This is a genomic window from Roseobacter litoralis Och 149 (assembly GCF_000154785.2).
GTDB lineage: Bacteria > Pseudomonadota > Alphaproteobacteria > Rhodobacterales > Rhodobacteraceae > Roseobacter > Roseobacter litoralis.
The window spans coordinates 1,425,869-1,441,538 of sequence record NC_015730.1 but is presented as its reverse complement, the minus strand read 5'-3'; the positions used below and the strand labels follow the sequence as shown (position 1 = coordinate 1,441,538).

The window sequence follows — 15,670 nt, the reverse complement described above, 5'->3', positions numbered from 1 at the left end:
CCTAGGGCACAGCCGCCAGGATCGACTGCAGCCCCTGACTTAAAATCATCGCCACAATGCCGTACACTGTCAGCCAGAGCCGTTTTTCCAACCGCTCCATCATTACTTCGACACGATCCAGACGCCGTATGAGGTTATCATGCTGGATCTGTGCAACGCGCTCATGTGCTTGCAACCGTAGCCCGGGCGCACATTCAAAGCGCTCGAACGCAGGGTCACTCATCGGCACTGACCGCAGGCAATCCAAGCAACGCACGCTTTTCTGCCTGTGTCAGAAAATCCGCAGCTGCCACACGGCTCCATTGCGCATCCCGCTCCGCGGAAAGGGCCGGCACTTGGTCCAGATCGGGTTTGATCTCTACGGTTTCACCTGTGTGCTGGGCGAGCCAATGCGCGAGTGCAGCCGTGACCCGTGTCGCCAAAGGCAAGACCGTCAAGCGATAGAAGGCGCGATGTGCCTCTTGGTAATTCGAATATGTGGCGTCTCCCTGAATGCCGAGCAACATGGGCGGCACTCCGAAGGCGAGCGCAATTTCACGCGCCGCAGACTCCTTGGTTTTCTGAAATTCCATGTCGGACGGGGAAAAACCCATAGGTTTCCAATCCAAGCCACCCTCCAGCAACATAGGTCGCCCGGCATTGCGCGCGCCCTGATGGTGGCTCTCCATTTCACTCACAAGGCGGTCATACTGATCACTGTTCATAGACCCCTGCCCCTCGGCACCGCGATAAACGATCGCACCGGACGGGCGCGCCGCATTATCAAGCAGGGCCTTGGACCAACGGCTTGCCGAATTATGCACATCGACCGCCATTGCCGCCGCCTGCATCGGGCTAAAACCGTAGTGATCATCCTGCGGATGAAAACTCTTGATGTGACACACCGGCACTACGGCGCCACTTGCATCAAACCGGTGTTTGCGACCGCCCACGGCATATTCATAGGCAACGGGCCAGCCGTCCTGACCGGGCACAACGCTCATGCGGTCAGAACGAAGCACATGCAGCTCTTCCGGCATTCCATTCAGGTCCGACACCGCTTCCACATAGGCATTTCCGGTCAACAGCAACTGCGCATACAGCGCCTCAAGCAGCTCGGCCCGCCCTTGCGTCGGGTTCGGGCGCGCCACCAGATCGACCAGCGGATGCGCTTCAAAACGCTGTTCTGCGTCTTGCAGCACAAGCGGCAATGCAGCGGCAGCCTCGGCAATGAGTTTCACAGAGCGAAACCCAACAGGGTTGCTTGAAAAACCCGTGCGCGTCAGTGAAACAGCATCACGCGGGCTCCACGCAACCCGGCCCGTGGTCTGATAGGCCACAACAGGGCCGGTCGCGCTGGCCTTCTGCTCAGGCACTTCAGCCTGCGCCCCGCGCCGTAGAAAATTAAAACCCATTTTGTTCACTCCTCATCTGTGCGCGCAGCATCATCTGACCGCTCAATCCGGTTTCAAATCTGTTCGGATTTGTTGGGATCAATATCGTTTAAAATGCTGTCAAAAACGTCAGCTAGACGCCCGCGGCATTAACTGTTTGGTAAGGCGCTCAAAGCGACCGGACACGGGGCGCGCGCCATTTGGCGACGGGCTCAATCATCAGTTCGTGCAAAGCCCAAACCAAGGCATCAACCCGGTCCGGTGAACCCTGCCCTTCGTATCCCTGCACCGTCATGCGGCACATTTGATCTTCCAGCGCGCCCAAGTCTCGTAAATGACGCACACGCCCCTGTTCATACAGAGCTGCAACAGGCTCTGCCCGGGCAACTTTTCCGCGACTGGCATGCACGCCCTTGTAGGGCACCAACGGATCGACCTGACGCAGCACTTCTGCCACCATCTGCCCCCCCTGATTGACCTCTGCGACCAGCCTATCCGCGCCGAAACGCTCCATCGCCGCAATGGCGGCCTGCGCCTATCCTGCGGGGCTTGCACCTTGTACCGTGCAATCGGCCAGAACATAGGCGCGCCAGTCTTGCGGCGCACCTGCCATTTTGACCCCTGCAACGATGATCCCGCATTCGTCCGAATTCGCGCCAGACGTGGTCGAGGGGTCAACTGCCACGACGATACGGTCAAGCTCGGGTGCCTTTTCGCACCTGATACCTTCAATGCCCGCCGTCGTCCAAAGCGCGCCTTCTGCATCTTCCAACAAAACGCCATCCAGTTCCTGACGCCCCAGCCGGGTGCCGGCATATCGCGCGCGCACTTCCTCAAGGAACGACCGCGCAAGATTGGCCGCATTCGCCTCTGTCGGCGCATGGCTGGATACGGTCGATGGTGATTTCATCAGCGTCTTGAGAACGCCCACATTGCGCGGTGTTGTGGTGACACACACCTGTGGCTTGTCGCCAAGGCGCAGCGCAAACTGCAACATATCCCACGTATCTTGTGCTTTTTTCCATTTGGCCAATTCATCGACCCAGGCCGCATCAAATTGCGGCCCCCGCAATTCTTCCGGATCAAAGGCGGAATGAATGGTGGCAATCGCCCCGTTTGGCCAGACAAGACGCTTGCGTCCTGCTTCCCAAACCGGGCGTCTGTCGGGTGGCGAACAGGCCAGTATGCCACTGTCGCCAAAAATCATGACTTCTCGCACTTGCTCAATGGTCTCCCCAACCAAAGCAACGCGCCGGGAACGGCCCTCATCCAAAGGCCGTGCGCCTTCGACCTGTGCACGCACCCATTCGGCACCAGCACGTGTCTTACCGGCACCCCGTCCGCCCATGATCACCCAGGTGCGCCAGTCTCCCTCTGGCGGCAACTGATGTTCCATGGCCCAAAACTCAAAGAGATAAGGGAGAGCCAGAAGCTCTCCCTCACTCAGTTCATTCAGAAATTGGTCTTGGACGTGCGGTGCAGCGGAGACGATCCAGCTTGCACCCAATCTCAGCGCGTGCCCGCTCGAGGTCGAGGGCATAGCCCCCTCGTGCGATTCCGGCTGATTTGCTGCGATATTCGACAAGACGGTTCTCCACTTCTTGACAGGTTTTCAGCAGCGTCGTTGCCGAAGCCACCGTCCTGCTGTTTTGCGTTTTTTCCAAACCTTCACCTGCGCGGACCCGTTCTTTGAGGTCTTCGATTTCCATACGCAGGTCTTTGATAGATCCGATAACGGAACTTAATAAGTTCTCAGTCTCGGACGCTACGTGCTCTGGGGTTAGTAAAGTCATTCAGGTTTTACCTCTCATGCGCGTAGTCTCCGCACGAGAGAAACAGAAAAGCGACACATCCGGGTGTCCCGGGGTCGCCTGCCCACTTCTTCTAGCATGTCACAATCTATACGTGTAACCGTTCGCAAAGTCAAGGTAAATCAGCTGGTTACAGCAGGGCACCGTACGGTGCCGTTAACCATTTATCCGCGCATTCGCTTTTACAGCCTGCGTTTCAGCACACGCAATGTTGGTTTTCAGAACTCTTGAAAGACCCAATGCCTTGCCTCAATTACCGGAGCTTTGCTCCGCCTGTTCAGCTTCAATCCGACGCCACTGTGCGACGTTGCGGTTATGCTCCGCCAGCGTTTCCGCAAAGGCATGACCGCCCGTCCCATCTGCTACGAAAAAGATATAGGGCGTCTCCAGCGGCGCCGCTGCAGCCTCAAGACTGGCAAGACCCGGATTGGCAATCGGCGTGGGCGGCAGCCCCTCGATCACATAGGTATTCCACGGTGTGGCGGCGCGCAGCTCACTGCGCCGCAACCCGCGTCCCAGCACGCCCTTACCTTCGGTCACGCCATAAATAACGGTCGGGTCCGTCTGCAGCCGCATACCACGGTTTAAACGGTTGACGAATACGCTCGCAACCTGACCACGCTCGTCTGCAATCGCAGTTTCTTTTTCAATGATCGACGCGAGGATCAGCAATTCCTCCGGCGTCTCGATGGGCAAATCTGGCTGACGGTTTTCCCAGACTTCAGCAACACGCCTCTCCTGCGCAGACCGCATCCGCTGCAAGACATCCTCGCGCTGATCCCCCGGACGCACCTCATAGCTGTCGGGTGCCAGCGCGCCCTCGGCAGGCAGCGTCTCAACACTCCCCTCCAACACATCCATCGCCTTCAGCCCTTCGACAATCTGCCAGGACGTCACGCCCTCCGCGAGGGCCACACGAAACCGGGTCCCTGCCGCGGCTTTGCGGTCCGTGTAAATCTCCGGCACGTCGTCCGTGGCAGGATTGAAATTGGCCATCTCCTCGAACTGGTTCGTTTGCGGGTTCAATTCGCGCAACTGTACGCCGACGCGGTTTACACCGATGCGGTACACAACCTCTGTTCCGCAGGTGCTGGCCCCCCCTCGCGTCACGGTATCGATGATCTGCGCCATCGACGCACCGGGCGGCACCAGATAGCTGCCCGCCTTCAGCTGGTTGGCTTTTTCGGCGTATTCCGCGCCCATCCGGAAAATTGCACCCGAGGTCACAGCCCCGCTCTCTTCGAGTGTTTCGCTGATGCGGCGCATCGTTGATCCACTGGGCACTTCTACGCACATCGCCTCGCTCAGAGGGCCCGCGCCATCATATTGGGTCTTGCCCCATAAAATGACACCGCCCACCATGAACAGCAGAACAATCAGCATCGTTACTGCGTTAGAAGCGATATGCCGCCACATCAGCCGGTTTTCCCGAAAAGAACGCTCGCGTTTGTGCCCCCAAACCCAAAGGAGTTGCTGAGCGCCACATTGATTTCGCGCGGTCGCTTGGCATTGGGTGCCAAGTCAATCACCGTCTCGACTGCCGGATTGTCCAAATTGATCGTTGGCGGTGCCACCTGATCCCGGATGGCCAAAATCGAAAAGATCGCCTCAATAGCGCCTGCAGCCCCCAACAGGTGGCCCGTCGCAGATTTGGTTGACGACATCGTCACCTCACTGGCATGCGCGCCCATCATCCGCTCAACCGCGCCCAACTCTATCGAATCAGCCATCGTCGATGTGCCATGCGCATTGATGTAATCAATGTCCTCAGGCGCGAGACCTGCGTTGCGCAGCGCGTTGCGCATGGAACGTTCGGCACCCTCTCCATCCTCTGACGGGGCCGTGATGTGATAGGCATCACCGGACAATCCATACCCCAAAACCTCTGCGTAGATCTTGGCGCCGCGCGCCTTGGCGTGTTCATACTCTTCCAACACGACAATCCCGGCCCCCTCGCCCATGACGAAACCGTCGCGGTCTTTGTCATAAGGGCGGCTCGCCTTTTGAGGATCATCACCGCGTTTGGTGCTCAGCGCTTTGCAGGCGTTAAACCCGGCGATGCCAATCTCGCAGATCGCCGCTTCAGCCCCGCCTGCGATCATCACATCCGCATCGCCATGCTGGATCAGACGGCTCGCATCCCCAATGGCATGGGCACCGGTCGAACAGGCTGTCACGACCGAATGGTTTGGTCCCCTGAATCCATATTTGATGCTCACCTGACCGGAAATCAGATTGATCAGCGCCCCCGGCACAAAAAACGGTGACACGCGGCGCGGGCCTCGTTCCGCCATCATCACGGCCGTGTTTGCGATGGAATTCAACCCACCAATCCCCGAACCGATCAGCACGCCTGTGCGCTCAAGGCTCTCGCGATCTTCGGGCGTCCAACCGGCATCTTTCACCGCCTGTTCAGCCGCCGCCAGCCCAAACAGGATAAAGGTATCGACCTTGCGCTGCTCTTTCGCGGACAGATAGGCATCAGCGTTGAATGTCCCGTCCGAACCGTCACCCAAGGGCACTTCGCAGGCGTATTGTGTGACAAGCCGACTGGCATCAAAGCCCGTGATCGGACCCGCCCCGGATTTCCCCGCAAGAATTCTTGACCAGCTCGCCTCAACACCATCAGCTAATGGTGTGACCAAACCCAAGCCCGTGACAACTACTCTGCGCATGGTATTACCCCCGTGTAATTCTGCTCCCCCTTACCTTGAGCAGTTGTTTCTGTGCAAGAGCCCTTGGAACCTTGCACCTCAGGAACACCCGTTACTGCGGCGGCCCTTTGCGCTCAAAAAGGCGTACCGGACTGCCCTGATACGATACCTCCCGCATCAGCGCATAGCCCATTTGCTCTGCCAAGGTGAGTGACCCGGTGTTGCGCGGATCGATCATGCAGACAAGACGTCCGGTGATCACCCGGTCGAACCAATCATGTGCCGCACTTACCGCTTCGGTTGCATAGCCTTGCCCATGGGCGTCCGGTGCCAACACCCATCCCGCTTCCGCTGCATCGTCAAAATCAGCGCCCAGACCGCGTTTTCCGTAGAAAAAGCCGACCTGCCCTGACATCTCCGGGGCACGATGGCGCAGGATCGCCCATTGACCGAAACCCGTAATCTGCCAATGACCTGCGTGCTTAAGGAACGCATCCCATGCCTTGCCGCGTGGCCAGGGCTCTTTGTCGATATACTTCACGACTTCCGGCATCGCCCATATCTCGGCGAAGCGGTTGAAATCTTCAGCCCGCATACCGCGCAGCGTTAAGCGGTGCGTATTTATCGTCGGGATCGTGCGCGACATGGTAATCTGCCTCTGTTCGCGGTGCGGAGCTTTGCGCCCTCTGCCTTACAACAGAAACATTTATGTGGAGAAATTCAACCCTTTGGCGAATCTCATCAAAAAAAAAGCGCCTCTCCGCAAGGGAGAGGCGCTTTTTGAAGCTGTTACGCCAGAAAACGTCCGATAATTAACTCAGGACGCTTCGGTGATGAACTTAACCGCATCGCCGAAGGTTTGGATCGTTTCAGCCGCATCGTCTGGAATCTCGATGCCGAACTCTTCTTCGAAGGCCATTACCAGCTCGACGGTATCAAGGCTGTCTGCGCCCAAATCGTCAATAAAAGACGCACTTTCGACTACCTTGTCTTCTTCGACACCAAGGTGCTCCACAACGATTTTCTTCACGCGATCTGCGATGTCGCTCATAATAGTCCCTCATTCATTCGGGCCAGCACTGGCCCCTTTCGGTTGCTCACTTACCGAATTTACCCGGTTATGCAAGCGCATGCCCCAAAGGGCGGCTCGATCCCCGTTCCTGCATCGAGATGCCTGTCTGGAACGGGTCTTTACGCGGTAACAAATGCTACCATCACGTTAAATTCTGCGCCCCCTTTATCACAAGCTGCAACGATGGCAAACGCATTGTGCATCCTGTTCTGGTTGCGCGCCTGCGCGTGCTACAACATGGCCATGCCGCCGTTCACGTGCAAGGTCGTTCCCGTGACATAGCCCGCTTCGGGGCTGGCGAGATATAAAACACCGGCCGCAATCTCGCCTGCGGACCCCATCCGACCAGCGGGGATCTGCCCCATGATCGCAGCTTTTTGCTCATCCGTCAGCTTGTCCGTCATCGCCGTTTCAATGAAACCCGGTGCCACGGCATTCACCGTAATGCCACGGCTCGCGACCTCATAGGCGAGGCTTTTGGACATGCCGACCATGCCCGCCTTGGACGCCGCATAATTCGCCTGTCCGGGATTTCCCGTCGCCCCCACGATGCTTGAGATGTTGATGATGCGGCCCCAGCGCGCCTTCATCATGCCCCGCATGACACCTTTGCACAGCTTGAACGTGGCCGTCAGATTGACATCAATGACGGAATTCCATTCCTCATCCGACATCCGCATGAACAGATTGTCGCGCGTGATGCCCGCGTTATTGATTAGAATATCCACCGATCCCATCGCCGCCGCCGCTTCTTTCGGCAAAGCCTCAACCGCAGCCATATCGCTCAGGTTGCAGGGCAGCACATGCGCCCGCTCGCCCAACTCCGCCGCAAGCGCCTCAAGGGGTGCCACGCGCGTGCCAGACAACCCCACCGTTGCCCCCGCACCATGGAGCGCGCGCGCGATATCCGCGCCGATTCCACCTGAGGCCCCAGTGATCAGGGCTGTCTTTCCTGTCAGATCAAACATCTATTCTTCTCCCTTCAGGCATTCACTGCCGCTTTGATATCATCGGGGGTGCCGATCGCACGTGACACGCTGTCTTTTGCGATGCGCCGGATCATCCCGCTGAGGGCTTTGCCCGCGCCGATCTCCCAGAATTCTGTCACGCCCTGCGCGGCCATCCATTCGACCGAGGTTTTCCAGCGCACCTGCCCTGTCACCTGATCAATCAGCAGTTCCTTGATCCGGGCAGGATCCTCCACAGCCGTTCCCAGCACATTCGCCACCAGAGGCACCTGTGGCGCTGACATCTCGACCTCTTCCAGTGCCTGCGCCATTTCTTTCGCCGCCGGTGCCATCAAGGCACAATGGAACGGTGCCGAGACCGGCAGCAAAAGCGCGCGTTTCGCGCCTGCCTCCTTGGCCAGAACGATGGCGCGCTCAACGGCGCCCCTTTCCCCCGATACCACGTTCTGCGCCGGATCGTTCTCATTTGCGATCTGGCACACCTGCCCTTGTGCAGCGCGTGCGGCGACGTCCGTCGCCGTGTCGAAATCCAATCCCAGTACAGCCGCCATCGCCCCTTGCCCCACGGGCACCGCACGCTGCATCGCCAGCCCGCGTGTGCGCAACAGCCGCGCCGCATCGGCAATCGAGAACGTCCCCGCGGCGGCCAAAGCGGAATATTCCCCAAGGCTGTGGCCCGCCACAAAAGACAGTTTATCAACGCCGATACCCTCAGACGCCAAGGCTCGGATCGCGGCCATTGACGTGGCCATCAACGCGGGTTGTGCGTTCTGTGTCAGCGTCAGGGTTTCGATATCGCCCTCCCAGATCAACGCACTCAGCTTTTCACCCAAGGCATCATCCACCTCATCAAACACAGCCTGCGCGGCCGGATAGGCTTCGGCCAGTGCGCGCCCCATGCCAATCGTCTGAGCCCCCTGACCGGGGAAAACAAATGCAATGCTCATGAAATCTGCCCTTCGGTTTTCTATACTGCTTCCCGATTAGCCTGCCCGCACCCCGAGAGCAACGGCCAGTCGCACCGCGCTGGCAGTGCCTGCGCTACATCTTTGCGCAAACCCTGTGCATCACAACAGATTGCCCTGCCCGCTCAAGAGCCTACACTACTCATAATTGCACACCGACCGGAGAAGCAGGATGACCCTTTCCAACACGACACAGCATTATGGAAGCGTTGCCAAGACATTTCACTGGCTCACCGCCTTGCTGATCCTGACGCTGATACCGCTTGGCATCTTTGCCAATGATCTGCCCTATGAGACCTCTGAGCAACTCACGCGCAAGGCATGGTACTTTTCGCTGCATAAAACGCTCGGCGTGACAGTGTTCTTCGTGGCGCTCGTGCGCATCATCTGGGCCATCAGCCAGCCCAAACCCGCCCTGCTGCACGCCGATCGCAAAGTGGAAAGTCTTGCGGCGCAATCGGTGCACTGGCTGCTTTATGGTTCACTGCTGCTGGTTCCGCTATCGGGCTGGGTGCACCACGCCGCGACCTCCGGGTTTGCGCCGATCTGGTGGCCCTTGGGCCAGAACTTGCCGCTGATCCCGAAATCAGAAGCGCTCGCCGGGTTTACGGCAGGCTTGCACATCGTCTTCGAACGCGTGCTGGTCGTGTCGATCTTTCTGCACGCTGCGGGCGCGCTGAAACACCACTTCATCGACCGTGATAGCACTTTGCGACGGATGCTGCCCGGCACCCCGCAGGTGCCCGCTGTCAACGCGGGCCACGCCACGGTGCTGCCGCTGGCCGTTGCCCTGGTCATCTGGGGCGGTGCGGTGGCGACCGGGGCTGGCTTGGGTCTTTATGAAAAACACGACGGCAGTGTTCAGGCCGCCGCCCTCGAAGCGGTGCAGTCGGATTGGGTCGTACAGGACGGCACCCTTGAAATCACCGTGCAGCAGCTCGGCTCGGCTGTGACCGGCAGCTTTGCCGACTGGACAGCGGCGATCAGCTTTGACGAAACCGTGCAAAGCGGCCCTGCGGGATCGGTGGATGTGGTCGTCTCCATCGGCTCGCTGACGCTGGGGTCGGTCACATCCGATGCCATGGGCAGCGATTTCTTCAACGTCGAAGGTTTCCCGACCGCCAGTTTCAATGCCACAATCGAGCGGGGCGAACAGGGCTATGCGGCAATCGGCACGCTGACCATCAAGGGCACCACGCTTCCCGCCACCCTGCCCTTCACGCTCGATGTGTCCGACGGTGTCGCAACAATGCAGGGCGGTTTGCAGATCGACCGCCGGGATTTCAACGTCGGCGAATCACAAAAGGATGAAAGTGCTGTGGGCTTTGGGGTGAATATTGCCGTCAGCCTCACCGCCAGCGAAAGCGACTGAACGAAAAAGGCCGCGCTGTCATGGCGCGGCCTTTTCAATCGTGTCGGTATATGGGTCGATTATTCCGCCTGAAGCGCTTCAATCGAGATTTGCACCGTGACCTCATCACTCACCGCAGGCGCGAAAGCGCCAAGCTCGAAATCAGACCGCAGCAGCGTGGTTGTGGCATCAAAGCCCAGCGTGGGCGTCCCTTGCTTGGGGCCAAACGGGTATGGGCCGGACTTGTTCAGCACCGCGTCCAGCACCACGGGTTTGGTCACGTCGTTCATGGTGAGATCGCCTGTGATCTTCGCAGTGTTCTCTCCGGTGACTTCGATGGATGACGACGTGAAAGAAATCATGTCTTCGTCAGTTGCACCGAAAAAGTCTTCCGACATGAAATGTGTCTCGCGGTCTTCCCAACCGGTAAACATGCTCATTGTTGGCATGGAGACTGCAACGCTGGACCCGGCTGGGTTTTCTGCGTCAAACATGATTTCCCCTTCGAAACCAGAGAACATGCCAAAGGTTGTTGAAAACCCGAGGTGGTTATAACTGAACAGAACCTGGCTGTGGCTGGCATCCAGAACATATTTGTCTGCTGCAGAAGCAAAAGAAGCTGTTGCAGCAAGTGCTGCCGCTAGAACGAGAGTTTTCATCGCCGATATCTCCGTGTTGTTGTGAGATTAAAACATGGGGCAGATGGTGCCAAAAACAAATGCCGTTCACGAACAGGTTATGCGCAGATACGAACACAACAGGTCGGTTTGGTGCTTTTTGTGCGAAAATAGCCACTCGGGCCCATGCAATTACAGATCGCCAGCACCCCTTATCTCATGTGCGCGCGCAGCCTTGCGTCATGACAGAAACCGTGTATACGCAGCACTTCCTTTTGCAAGAATTTTGAACCGCGCAGTCTCTCGTGGTGGGGCCGCAAAAGGGGAAACGCCCTGCCTTTGAAATGCGCCCTGATATAAATAAGGAAGACACATGCCTTTATACGAGCATGTTATGATCGCACGTCAGGACCTGTCGAACACACAGGCCGAAGGGTTGATCGAACATTTTGGGACCGTCCTGTCCGACAACGGTGGCGCACTCGTGGATCACGAGTACTGGGGCGTCAAAACGATGGCGTACAAGATCAACAAGAACCGCAAGGGTCACTATGCATTCCTGCGCTCTGATGCGCCTGCACCGGCCGTCCATGAGATGGAACGCCTGATGCGTCTGCATGATGATGTGATGCGCGTTTTGACGATCAAGGTTGATGAACACGCGGAACTGCCATCTGTTCAGATGCAGAAGCGCGAAGAGCGTGGCGACCGCCGCGAACGTCGTTGATCGACATTAGGATAAGGACATAAACCATGGCTACCAAACCATTTTTCCGCCGTCGTAAGGTCTGCCCCTTCTCAGGCGACAACGCACCAAAGATCGACTACAAAGACACCCGTCTTTTGCAGCGCTATATCTCTGAGCGTGGCAAGATCGTACCGTCCCGCATCACCGCAGTTTCCGCCAAAAAGCAACGTGAGCTGGCCCGTGCCATCAAACGTGCCCGCTTTCTGGCCCTTCTGCCCTACGCAGTGAAGTAAGGAGAACATCATGCAAGTTATCCTTCTGGAACGTGTCGCGAAATTGGGCCAAATGGGCGAAGTTGTCGACGTCAAACCCGGTTACGCACGCAATTTCCTTTTGCCGCAGGGCAAGGCCCTGTCGGCCTCAAAATCAAACATCGAAGCTTTTGAGCAGCAGAAAACGCAACTTGAGGCACGCAACCTTGAAACGCGCAAAGAAGCTGAAGCACTCGCAGCCAAACTTGATGGACAACAGTTCATCGTGATTCGCTCGGCCTCTGATTCTGGCGCGCTTTATGGTTCGGTCACGACCCGTGACGCCTCCGAGGCGGCAACCGAAGCAGGCTTTTCTGTCGACCGTAAACAGGTCGTGCTGGCCCCGATCAAAGAGCTCGGACTGCACGACGTCCAAGTGGTTCTGCACCCCGAAGTGGACGCGACAATTCAGTTGAATGTCGCGCGTTCCGTTGAAGAAGCTGAACTGCAAGCCTCTGGTAAGTCCATTCAGGAACTGGCCGCCGAAGAAGAAGCAGCCGCTGAATTCGAAATTCAGGAGCTGTTTGACGATATCGGTGCCGCAGCCTCGGAAGACGAAGATCTGGCGGACGCTGCTGGTGTTGCACCCGCAGATGAAAGCGAAGACGAAGATACTGCGAAAGCGTAACTATACGTATTATCGATACTGAAAGGCCGGGATGTCAGTCCCGGCCTTTTTTATGGGGCCACACAATTCGCGCCACCACCGCCATTAGCCGGATAGAATGTTTGCACGATCAAGGTTCTTTTTGTTCACGCCGCTGTTCTGACAGCCCGAACATACAAACGATGTGAAACACCAGATACTTGCGCAAAATGACGCAATACCTTGTTTCGCGCGCTGGTCACATCATATTTCCTGACAGAAACAGGAGGAATTGATGTTCGACAAATCAACGGCCAAAGACCCAGACGCCTTGATCCACCATACACCACCCAAAGACGTCCGCGATCGCTTTGCATTGCGGCTGGTCAAATTCATGCGCGTCTTTGCAGACAAGTTCTTTGCAAAGCGTTACGGGCACCGCGCCGTTGTGCTGGAAACAGTCGCGGCGGTTCCGGGCATGGTCGGTGGCATGTTGCAGCATCTTAAAGCCCTGCGCAGGTTGCGCGATGACGAAGGATGGGTGCGCGAACTTCTTGATGAAGCCGAGAACGAACGGATGCATTTGATGACATTCATCAAAGTAGCCGAACCCAGTCGGCTGGAACGCTACCTTATCATCGCAGGGCAAGGCGTGTTCTTTAATCTGTATTTTGTGCTCTACCTGTTTGCGCCGCGCACCGCGCATCGCGTCGTCGCCTATCTGGAGGAAGAAGCCGTCATCAGCTACACGCAGTATCTGGAAGAAGTTGATGCGGGCCGTGTTCAGAACATAGCGGCACCGCAAATCGCCATCGATTATTGGAAGTTACCGCCGGACGCTCGGCTCCGTGAGGTCATCATTGCCGTACGCGCTGACGAAGCCGGCCACAGGGATCGCAATCACGAAATGGCAAACGAGCTGGCGTCCTCCGCCTAGTGATCGCATCGCCCCCCATTCACGAGGGAGGCGATGGACGGCCTTGTGCCGCGCCGTCAATCGTCGGTGGTCATCATCTTCCAGATCGCCGCGCCGATGGCAGCACCGATCAGGGGGGCAACCCAAAAGAGCCAGAGTTGGCCCACTGCAGGGCCCTCTGCAAAGAGCGCAACACCGGTTGAGCGCGCCGGATTGACCGAAGTGTTGGAGACTGGAATCGAAATGAGGTGGATCAACGTCAGCCCCAGACCGATTGCGATGGGCGCAAATCCCGCCGGGGCACCTGACGACGTGGACCCCAGAATGATGATCAGAAAGAACGCGGTCAGCACCACCTCGATGACCAGTACAGACATCATCGAATACCCCTGCGGCGAGGCTTCGGCGTAGCCATTGGATGCAAATCCGCCAACGCCCTCAAATCCGACGCCGCCCGATACCACCACAAACAGAACAGCCGCTGCCACGACCGCACCCGCGACCTGAGCCGCCCAATATGGCAAGAGGTCCTTGGCATCAAACCGGCCGCCAATCATGAGACCCAGAGACACCGCAGGGTTGAAATGCCCGCCTGAAATATGGCCCACCGTGTAGGCCATCGTCATCACCGTCAGGCCAAATGCAAGGCTCACACCAAGCCAGCCAATGCCTACATCAGCAACGCCAGCGGCCAAAACAGCGCTGCCGCAACCTCCGAATACCAGCCAAAACGTGCCGAAAAATTCGGCCATAAGTCTCTTTGTCATCGCGCACCTCTTTGCAATTCAAGTGTATGGTGCGTTCAACCTTAAACTGAATGAATTTCAAATCGCGATGGGAAAAATAAAAAACCGGCATCATTTCTGACACCGGTTCTGATAATCGACTGAAGGAGAGTGGTTTACTCTTCTTCGAGCGCCTCAACAGCTTTCTGAAGATCGTCCTTGGAGACTTCTTTTTCCGCTACCTTTGCGCCCTCGAATACATGGTCAACGACCTTGTCTTCGAAAATCGGCGCCCGCATTTGTTGCTGCATCTGCTGGTTTTGCTGCACGAACTCAAAGAACTGACGCTCCTGACCAGGGTATTGACGCGCCTGATTCATGATCGCCTGACTCATTTCTGCGTCCGTTACCTCGACCTCTGCCTTCTGACCAATATCGGCCAGCAGCAGGCCAAGACGCACGCGGCGTTCAGCCAGTTTTGTGTGTTCATCCGTCGGCGTGATTTCCGGATGGTCATGCCCTTCGACGTCCGGGTTTTCCTCGTGCCAGAGTTGGTGTGCGATTTGACCCGCTTCGGCACTGACCAGTGATGGCGGCAAATCAAAGTCGACGATATCATCCAAGGCATCGAGCAACGAACGTTTCATGATAGCGCGTGCCGCACCCGCATATTCTGCTTCAAGACGCTCTGCAATCTGACCTTTGAGGGCCGCGAGATCTTCGGCGCCGAACTTCTTTGCCAATTCGTCATCAATTTCCGCTGCGACAGGCTTTTTGACCTCTTTGACGGTGCATTCAAAAACTGCTTCCTTGCCGGCAAGGTTTTCCGCTTGGTAGTTTTCCGGGAATGTAACTGTAACCGAGGTTTCGTCCCCCGCCTTGGCGCCAACCAGCTGCTCTTCAAACCCCGGGATGAACGAGTTTGATCCTAGCACAAGAGGATAATCTTCAGCCGCACCGCCGTCAAACGCCACATCGTCGACTTTACCCAAGAAATCCATGACGATCTGATCGCCGTCCTTCGCCTTCGAACCCTTTTTGCGGCTTTCGAAATTCTGCGCCGTTTCCGCCAGATTGCCCAAGGCTTCGTCAATCGCTGCGTCATCCGCTTTGACGGTCATTTTTTCAAGTTCGATCGTGGAAAAATCAACGTCAGGAATGTCCGGAAGCGCCTCGTACGACATCGACACTTCGATATCGTCGCCTTCTTTCCAGTCCTCATTGGTCATCTTGACCTCGGGCTGCATCGCCGGGCGATCGCCACAGGCTGTGAAATGGTCGCTCATCGCGCCGTCAATGCTTTCCTGCATCGCTTCGCCCATGACCTTCTGACCGAACTGCTTTTTCAGCAGCGCCATGGGCACCTTGCCCTTGCGAAAGCCTTTCATTTCAACTTCGGGCTGGGCTTCTGCCAGCTTTTCATTGACTTTGGCATCCAGTTCCGCCGCGGTTACTTTGATGGCATAGCCGCGTTTCAAACCTTCGTTCAGCGTCTCGGTGACCTGCATATGTGCTCCATAGGGTAAGGCGCGCCAGACAGACGCGGATATCAAATTTCCGCTCTTCTATGTGCGTCGCAGCCAAGGTGCAAGAGGCTGCGAACCGATAAACCCCAAAGGCCGTGCGGCTTGTG

General features: G+C 57.2%; 17 protein-coding genes and 1 pseudogene. 5 read left to right on the top strand and 13 right to left on the bottom strand.

Annotated elements, in window-relative coordinates:
* Position 1: 1 nt before the first annotated feature.
* The 10 genes and pseudogenes from RLO149_RS06780 to fabD all read right to left on the bottom strand — a co-directional run bounded on the left by RLO149_RS06780 (position 2) and on the right by fabD (position 8,825).
* The gene (locus tag RLO149_RS06780) at positions 2-223 is read right to left on the bottom strand and encodes a GTA head formation protein, RCAP_rcc01685 family (RefSeq protein WP_013961337.1); all 222 of its coding nucleotides are present in this window, start codon (positions 221-223) and stop codon (positions 2-4) included.
* Positions 216-1,394: a phage portal protein gene (locus tag RLO149_RS06775; RefSeq protein WP_013961336.1), complete on the bottom strand. Its 1,179-nt coding sequence runs from the start codon at positions 1,392-1,394 to the stop codon at positions 216-218. Before RLO149_RS06775 ends, RLO149_RS06780 begins: the two co-directional genes overlap by 8 nt.
* Before the next feature lie 148 nt (positions 1,395-1,542).
* Positions 1,543-2,913: pseudogene (locus tag RLO149_RS06770) on the bottom strand (DNA-packaging protein).
* Positions 2,822-3,082 (bottom strand): hypothetical protein, encoded by a 261-nt coding sequence (locus tag RLO149_RS06765; protein ID WP_052304789.1) that lies wholly within the window; start codon positions 3,080-3,082, stop codon positions 2,822-2,824. The pseudogene RLO149_RS06770 and the gene RLO149_RS06765 overlap by 92 nt, the downstream one beginning before the upstream one ends.
* A gap of 351 nt (positions 3,083-3,433) precedes the next feature.
* A complete protein-coding gene (gene mltG, locus RLO149_RS06760) occupies positions 3,434-4,600 on the bottom strand; it encodes an endolytic transglycosylase MltG (protein ID WP_013961334.1) in 1,167 nt (388 codons plus the stop codon).
* Positions 4,600-5,859 (bottom strand): beta-ketoacyl-ACP synthase II, encoded by a 1,260-nt coding sequence (gene fabF / locus RLO149_RS06755; protein WP_013961333.1) that lies wholly within the window; start codon positions 5,857-5,859, stop codon positions 4,600-4,602. Before fabF ends, mltG begins: the two co-directional genes overlap by 1 nt.
* A 91-nt stretch (positions 5,860-5,950) precedes the next feature.
* Positions 5,951-6,484 (bottom strand): GNAT family N-acetyltransferase, encoded by a 534-nt coding sequence (locus tag RLO149_RS06750; protein WP_013961332.1) that lies wholly within the window; start codon positions 6,482-6,484, stop codon positions 5,951-5,953.
* Positions 6,485-6,655: 171 nt separating this feature from the next.
* The gene (locus RLO149_RS06745; protein WP_013961331.1) at positions 6,656-6,889 is read right to left on the bottom strand and encodes an acyl carrier protein; all 234 of its coding nucleotides are present in this window, start codon (positions 6,887-6,889) and stop codon (positions 6,656-6,658) included.
* Positions 6,890-7,140: 251 nt separating this feature from the next.
* Positions 7,141-7,878 carry a 3-oxoacyl-[acyl-carrier-protein] reductase gene (gene fabG / locus RLO149_RS06740; RefSeq protein ID WP_013961330.1) on the bottom strand — a complete coding sequence of 246 codons (738 nt, stop codon included), beginning with the start codon at positions 7,876-7,878 and terminating at the stop codon, positions 7,141-7,143.
* Positions 7,879-7,892: 14 nt separating this feature from the next.
* Complete coding sequence (gene fabD, locus RLO149_RS06735) at positions 7,893-8,825, bottom strand: ACP S-malonyltransferase (protein ID WP_013961329.1); 933 nt, start codon at positions 8,823-8,825, stop codon at positions 7,893-7,895.
* Between the two features lie 190 nt (positions 8,826-9,015).
* On the opposite strand from fabD, the gene RLO149_RS06730 reads away from it, so the two are divergent.
* Positions 9,016-10,215 (top strand): cytochrome b/b6 domain-containing protein, encoded by a 1,200-nt coding sequence (locus RLO149_RS06730; protein ID WP_013961328.1) that lies wholly within the window; start codon positions 9,016-9,018, stop codon positions 10,213-10,215.
* A 59-nt stretch (positions 10,216-10,274) separates the two neighbouring features.
* Here the strand turns inward: RLO149_RS06730 and RLO149_RS06725 are convergent, their stop codons facing one another.
* On the bottom strand, positions 10,275-10,853 hold the full coding sequence (locus tag RLO149_RS06725; protein ID WP_013961327.1) for a YceI family protein: 579 nt from the start codon (positions 10,851-10,853) through the stop codon (positions 10,275-10,277).
* A 331-nt stretch (positions 10,854-11,184) separates the two neighbouring features.
* Here RLO149_RS06725 and rpsF point away from each other — a divergent pair, with 331 nt between their 5' ends.
* From rpsF to RLO149_RS06705, 4 genes are all read left to right on the top strand, one after another.
* The gene (gene rpsF / locus RLO149_RS06720; protein WP_013961326.1) at positions 11,185-11,538 is read left to right on the top strand and encodes a 30S ribosomal protein S6; all 354 of its coding nucleotides are present in this window, start codon (positions 11,185-11,187) and stop codon (positions 11,536-11,538) included.
* A 26-nt stretch (positions 11,539-11,564) separates the two neighbouring features.
* A complete protein-coding gene (gene rpsR / locus RLO149_RS06715) occupies positions 11,565-11,792 on the top strand; it encodes a 30S ribosomal protein S18 (protein WP_013961325.1) in 228 nt (75 codons plus the stop codon).
* A 10-nt stretch (positions 11,793-11,802) separates the two neighbouring features.
* Entirely contained in the window at positions 11,803-12,438 is a 636-nt protein-coding gene (rplI, locus tag RLO149_RS06710) for a 50S ribosomal protein L9 (protein ID WP_013961324.1), read from the top strand.
* Positions 12,439-12,691: 253 nt separating this feature from the next.
* Positions 12,692-13,333 carry an alternative oxidase gene (locus tag RLO149_RS06705; protein WP_013961323.1) on the top strand — a complete coding sequence of 214 codons (642 nt, stop codon included), beginning with the start codon at positions 12,692-12,694 and terminating at the stop codon, positions 13,331-13,333.
* 56 nt (positions 13,334-13,389) lie between these two features.
* Here the strand turns inward: RLO149_RS06705 and aqpZ are convergent, their stop codons facing one another.
* Both aqpZ and tig read right to left on the bottom strand, forming a co-directional pair.
* On the bottom strand, positions 13,390-14,079 hold the full coding sequence (aqpZ, locus tag RLO149_RS06700) for an aquaporin Z (RefSeq protein ID WP_013961322.1): 690 nt from the start codon (positions 14,077-14,079) through the stop codon (positions 13,390-13,392).
* Between the two features lie 134 nt (positions 14,080-14,213).
* Positions 14,214-15,545 carry a trigger factor gene (gene tig, locus RLO149_RS06695; RefSeq protein ID WP_013961321.1) on the bottom strand — a complete coding sequence of 444 codons (1,332 nt, stop codon included), beginning with the start codon at positions 15,543-15,545 and terminating at the stop codon, positions 14,214-14,216.
* Positions 15,546-15,670: the final 125 nt, after the last annotated feature.

Excerpts from the sequence above, each read along its gene's own strand:
- tig (WP_013961321.1), bottom strand. The coding sequence starts at position 15,545 with ATGCAGGTCACCGAGACGCTGAACGAAGGTTTGAAACGCGGCTATGCC.
- fabG (WP_013961330.1), bottom strand. The coding sequence starts at position 7,878 with ATGTTTGATCTGACAGGAAAGACAGCCCTGATCACTGGGGCCTCAGGT.
- RLO149_RS06750 (WP_013961332.1), bottom strand. The coding sequence starts at position 6,484 with ATGTCGCGCACGATCCCGACGATAAATACGCACCGCTTAACGCTGCGC.
- RLO149_RS06745 (WP_013961331.1), bottom strand. The coding sequence starts at position 6,889 with ATGAGCGACATCGCAGATCGCGTGAAGAAAATCGTTGTGGAGCACCTT.
- aqpZ (WP_013961322.1), bottom strand. The coding sequence starts at position 14,079 with ATGACAAAGAGACTTATGGCCGAATTTTTCGGCACGTTTTGGCTGGTA.
- RLO149_RS06765 (WP_052304789.1), bottom strand. The coding sequence starts at position 3,082 with ATGGAAATCGAAGACCTCAAAGAACGGGTCCGCGCAGGTGAAGGTTTG.
- mltG (WP_013961334.1), bottom strand. The coding sequence starts at position 4,600 with ATGTGGCGGCATATCGCTTCTAACGCAGTAACGATGCTGATTGTTCTG.
- fabD (WP_013961329.1), bottom strand. The coding sequence starts at position 8,825 with ATGAGCATTGCATTTGTTTTCCCCGGTCAGGGGGCTCAGACGATTGGC.
- RLO149_RS06780 (WP_013961337.1), bottom strand. The coding sequence starts at position 223 with ATGAGTGACCCTGCGTTCGAGCGCTTTGAATGTGCGCCCGGGCTACGG.
- RLO149_RS06730 (WP_013961328.1), top strand. The coding sequence starts at position 9,016 with ATGACCCTTTCCAACACGACACAGCATTATGGAAGCGTTGCCAAGACA.
- rplI (WP_013961324.1), top strand. The coding sequence starts at position 11,803 with ATGCAAGTTATCCTTCTGGAACGTGTCGCGAAATTGGGCCAAATGGGC.
- RLO149_RS06725 (WP_013961327.1), bottom strand. The coding sequence starts at position 10,853 with ATGAAAACTCTCGTTCTAGCGGCAGCACTTGCTGCAACAGCTTCTTTT.
- RLO149_RS06705 (WP_013961323.1), top strand. The coding sequence starts at position 12,692 with ATGTTCGACAAATCAACGGCCAAAGACCCAGACGCCTTGATCCACCAT.
- rpsF (WP_013961326.1), top strand. The coding sequence starts at position 11,185 with ATGCCTTTATACGAGCATGTTATGATCGCACGTCAGGACCTGTCGAAC.
- rpsR (WP_013961325.1), top strand. The coding sequence starts at position 11,565 with ATGGCTACCAAACCATTTTTCCGCCGTCGTAAGGTCTGCCCCTTCTCA.
- RLO149_RS06775 (WP_013961336.1), bottom strand. The coding sequence starts at position 1,394 with ATGGGTTTTAATTTTCTACGGCGCGGGGCGCAGGCTGAAGTGCCTGAG.
- fabF (WP_013961333.1), bottom strand. The coding sequence starts at position 5,859 with ATGCGCAGAGTAGTTGTCACGGGCTTGGGTTTGGTCACACCATTAGCT.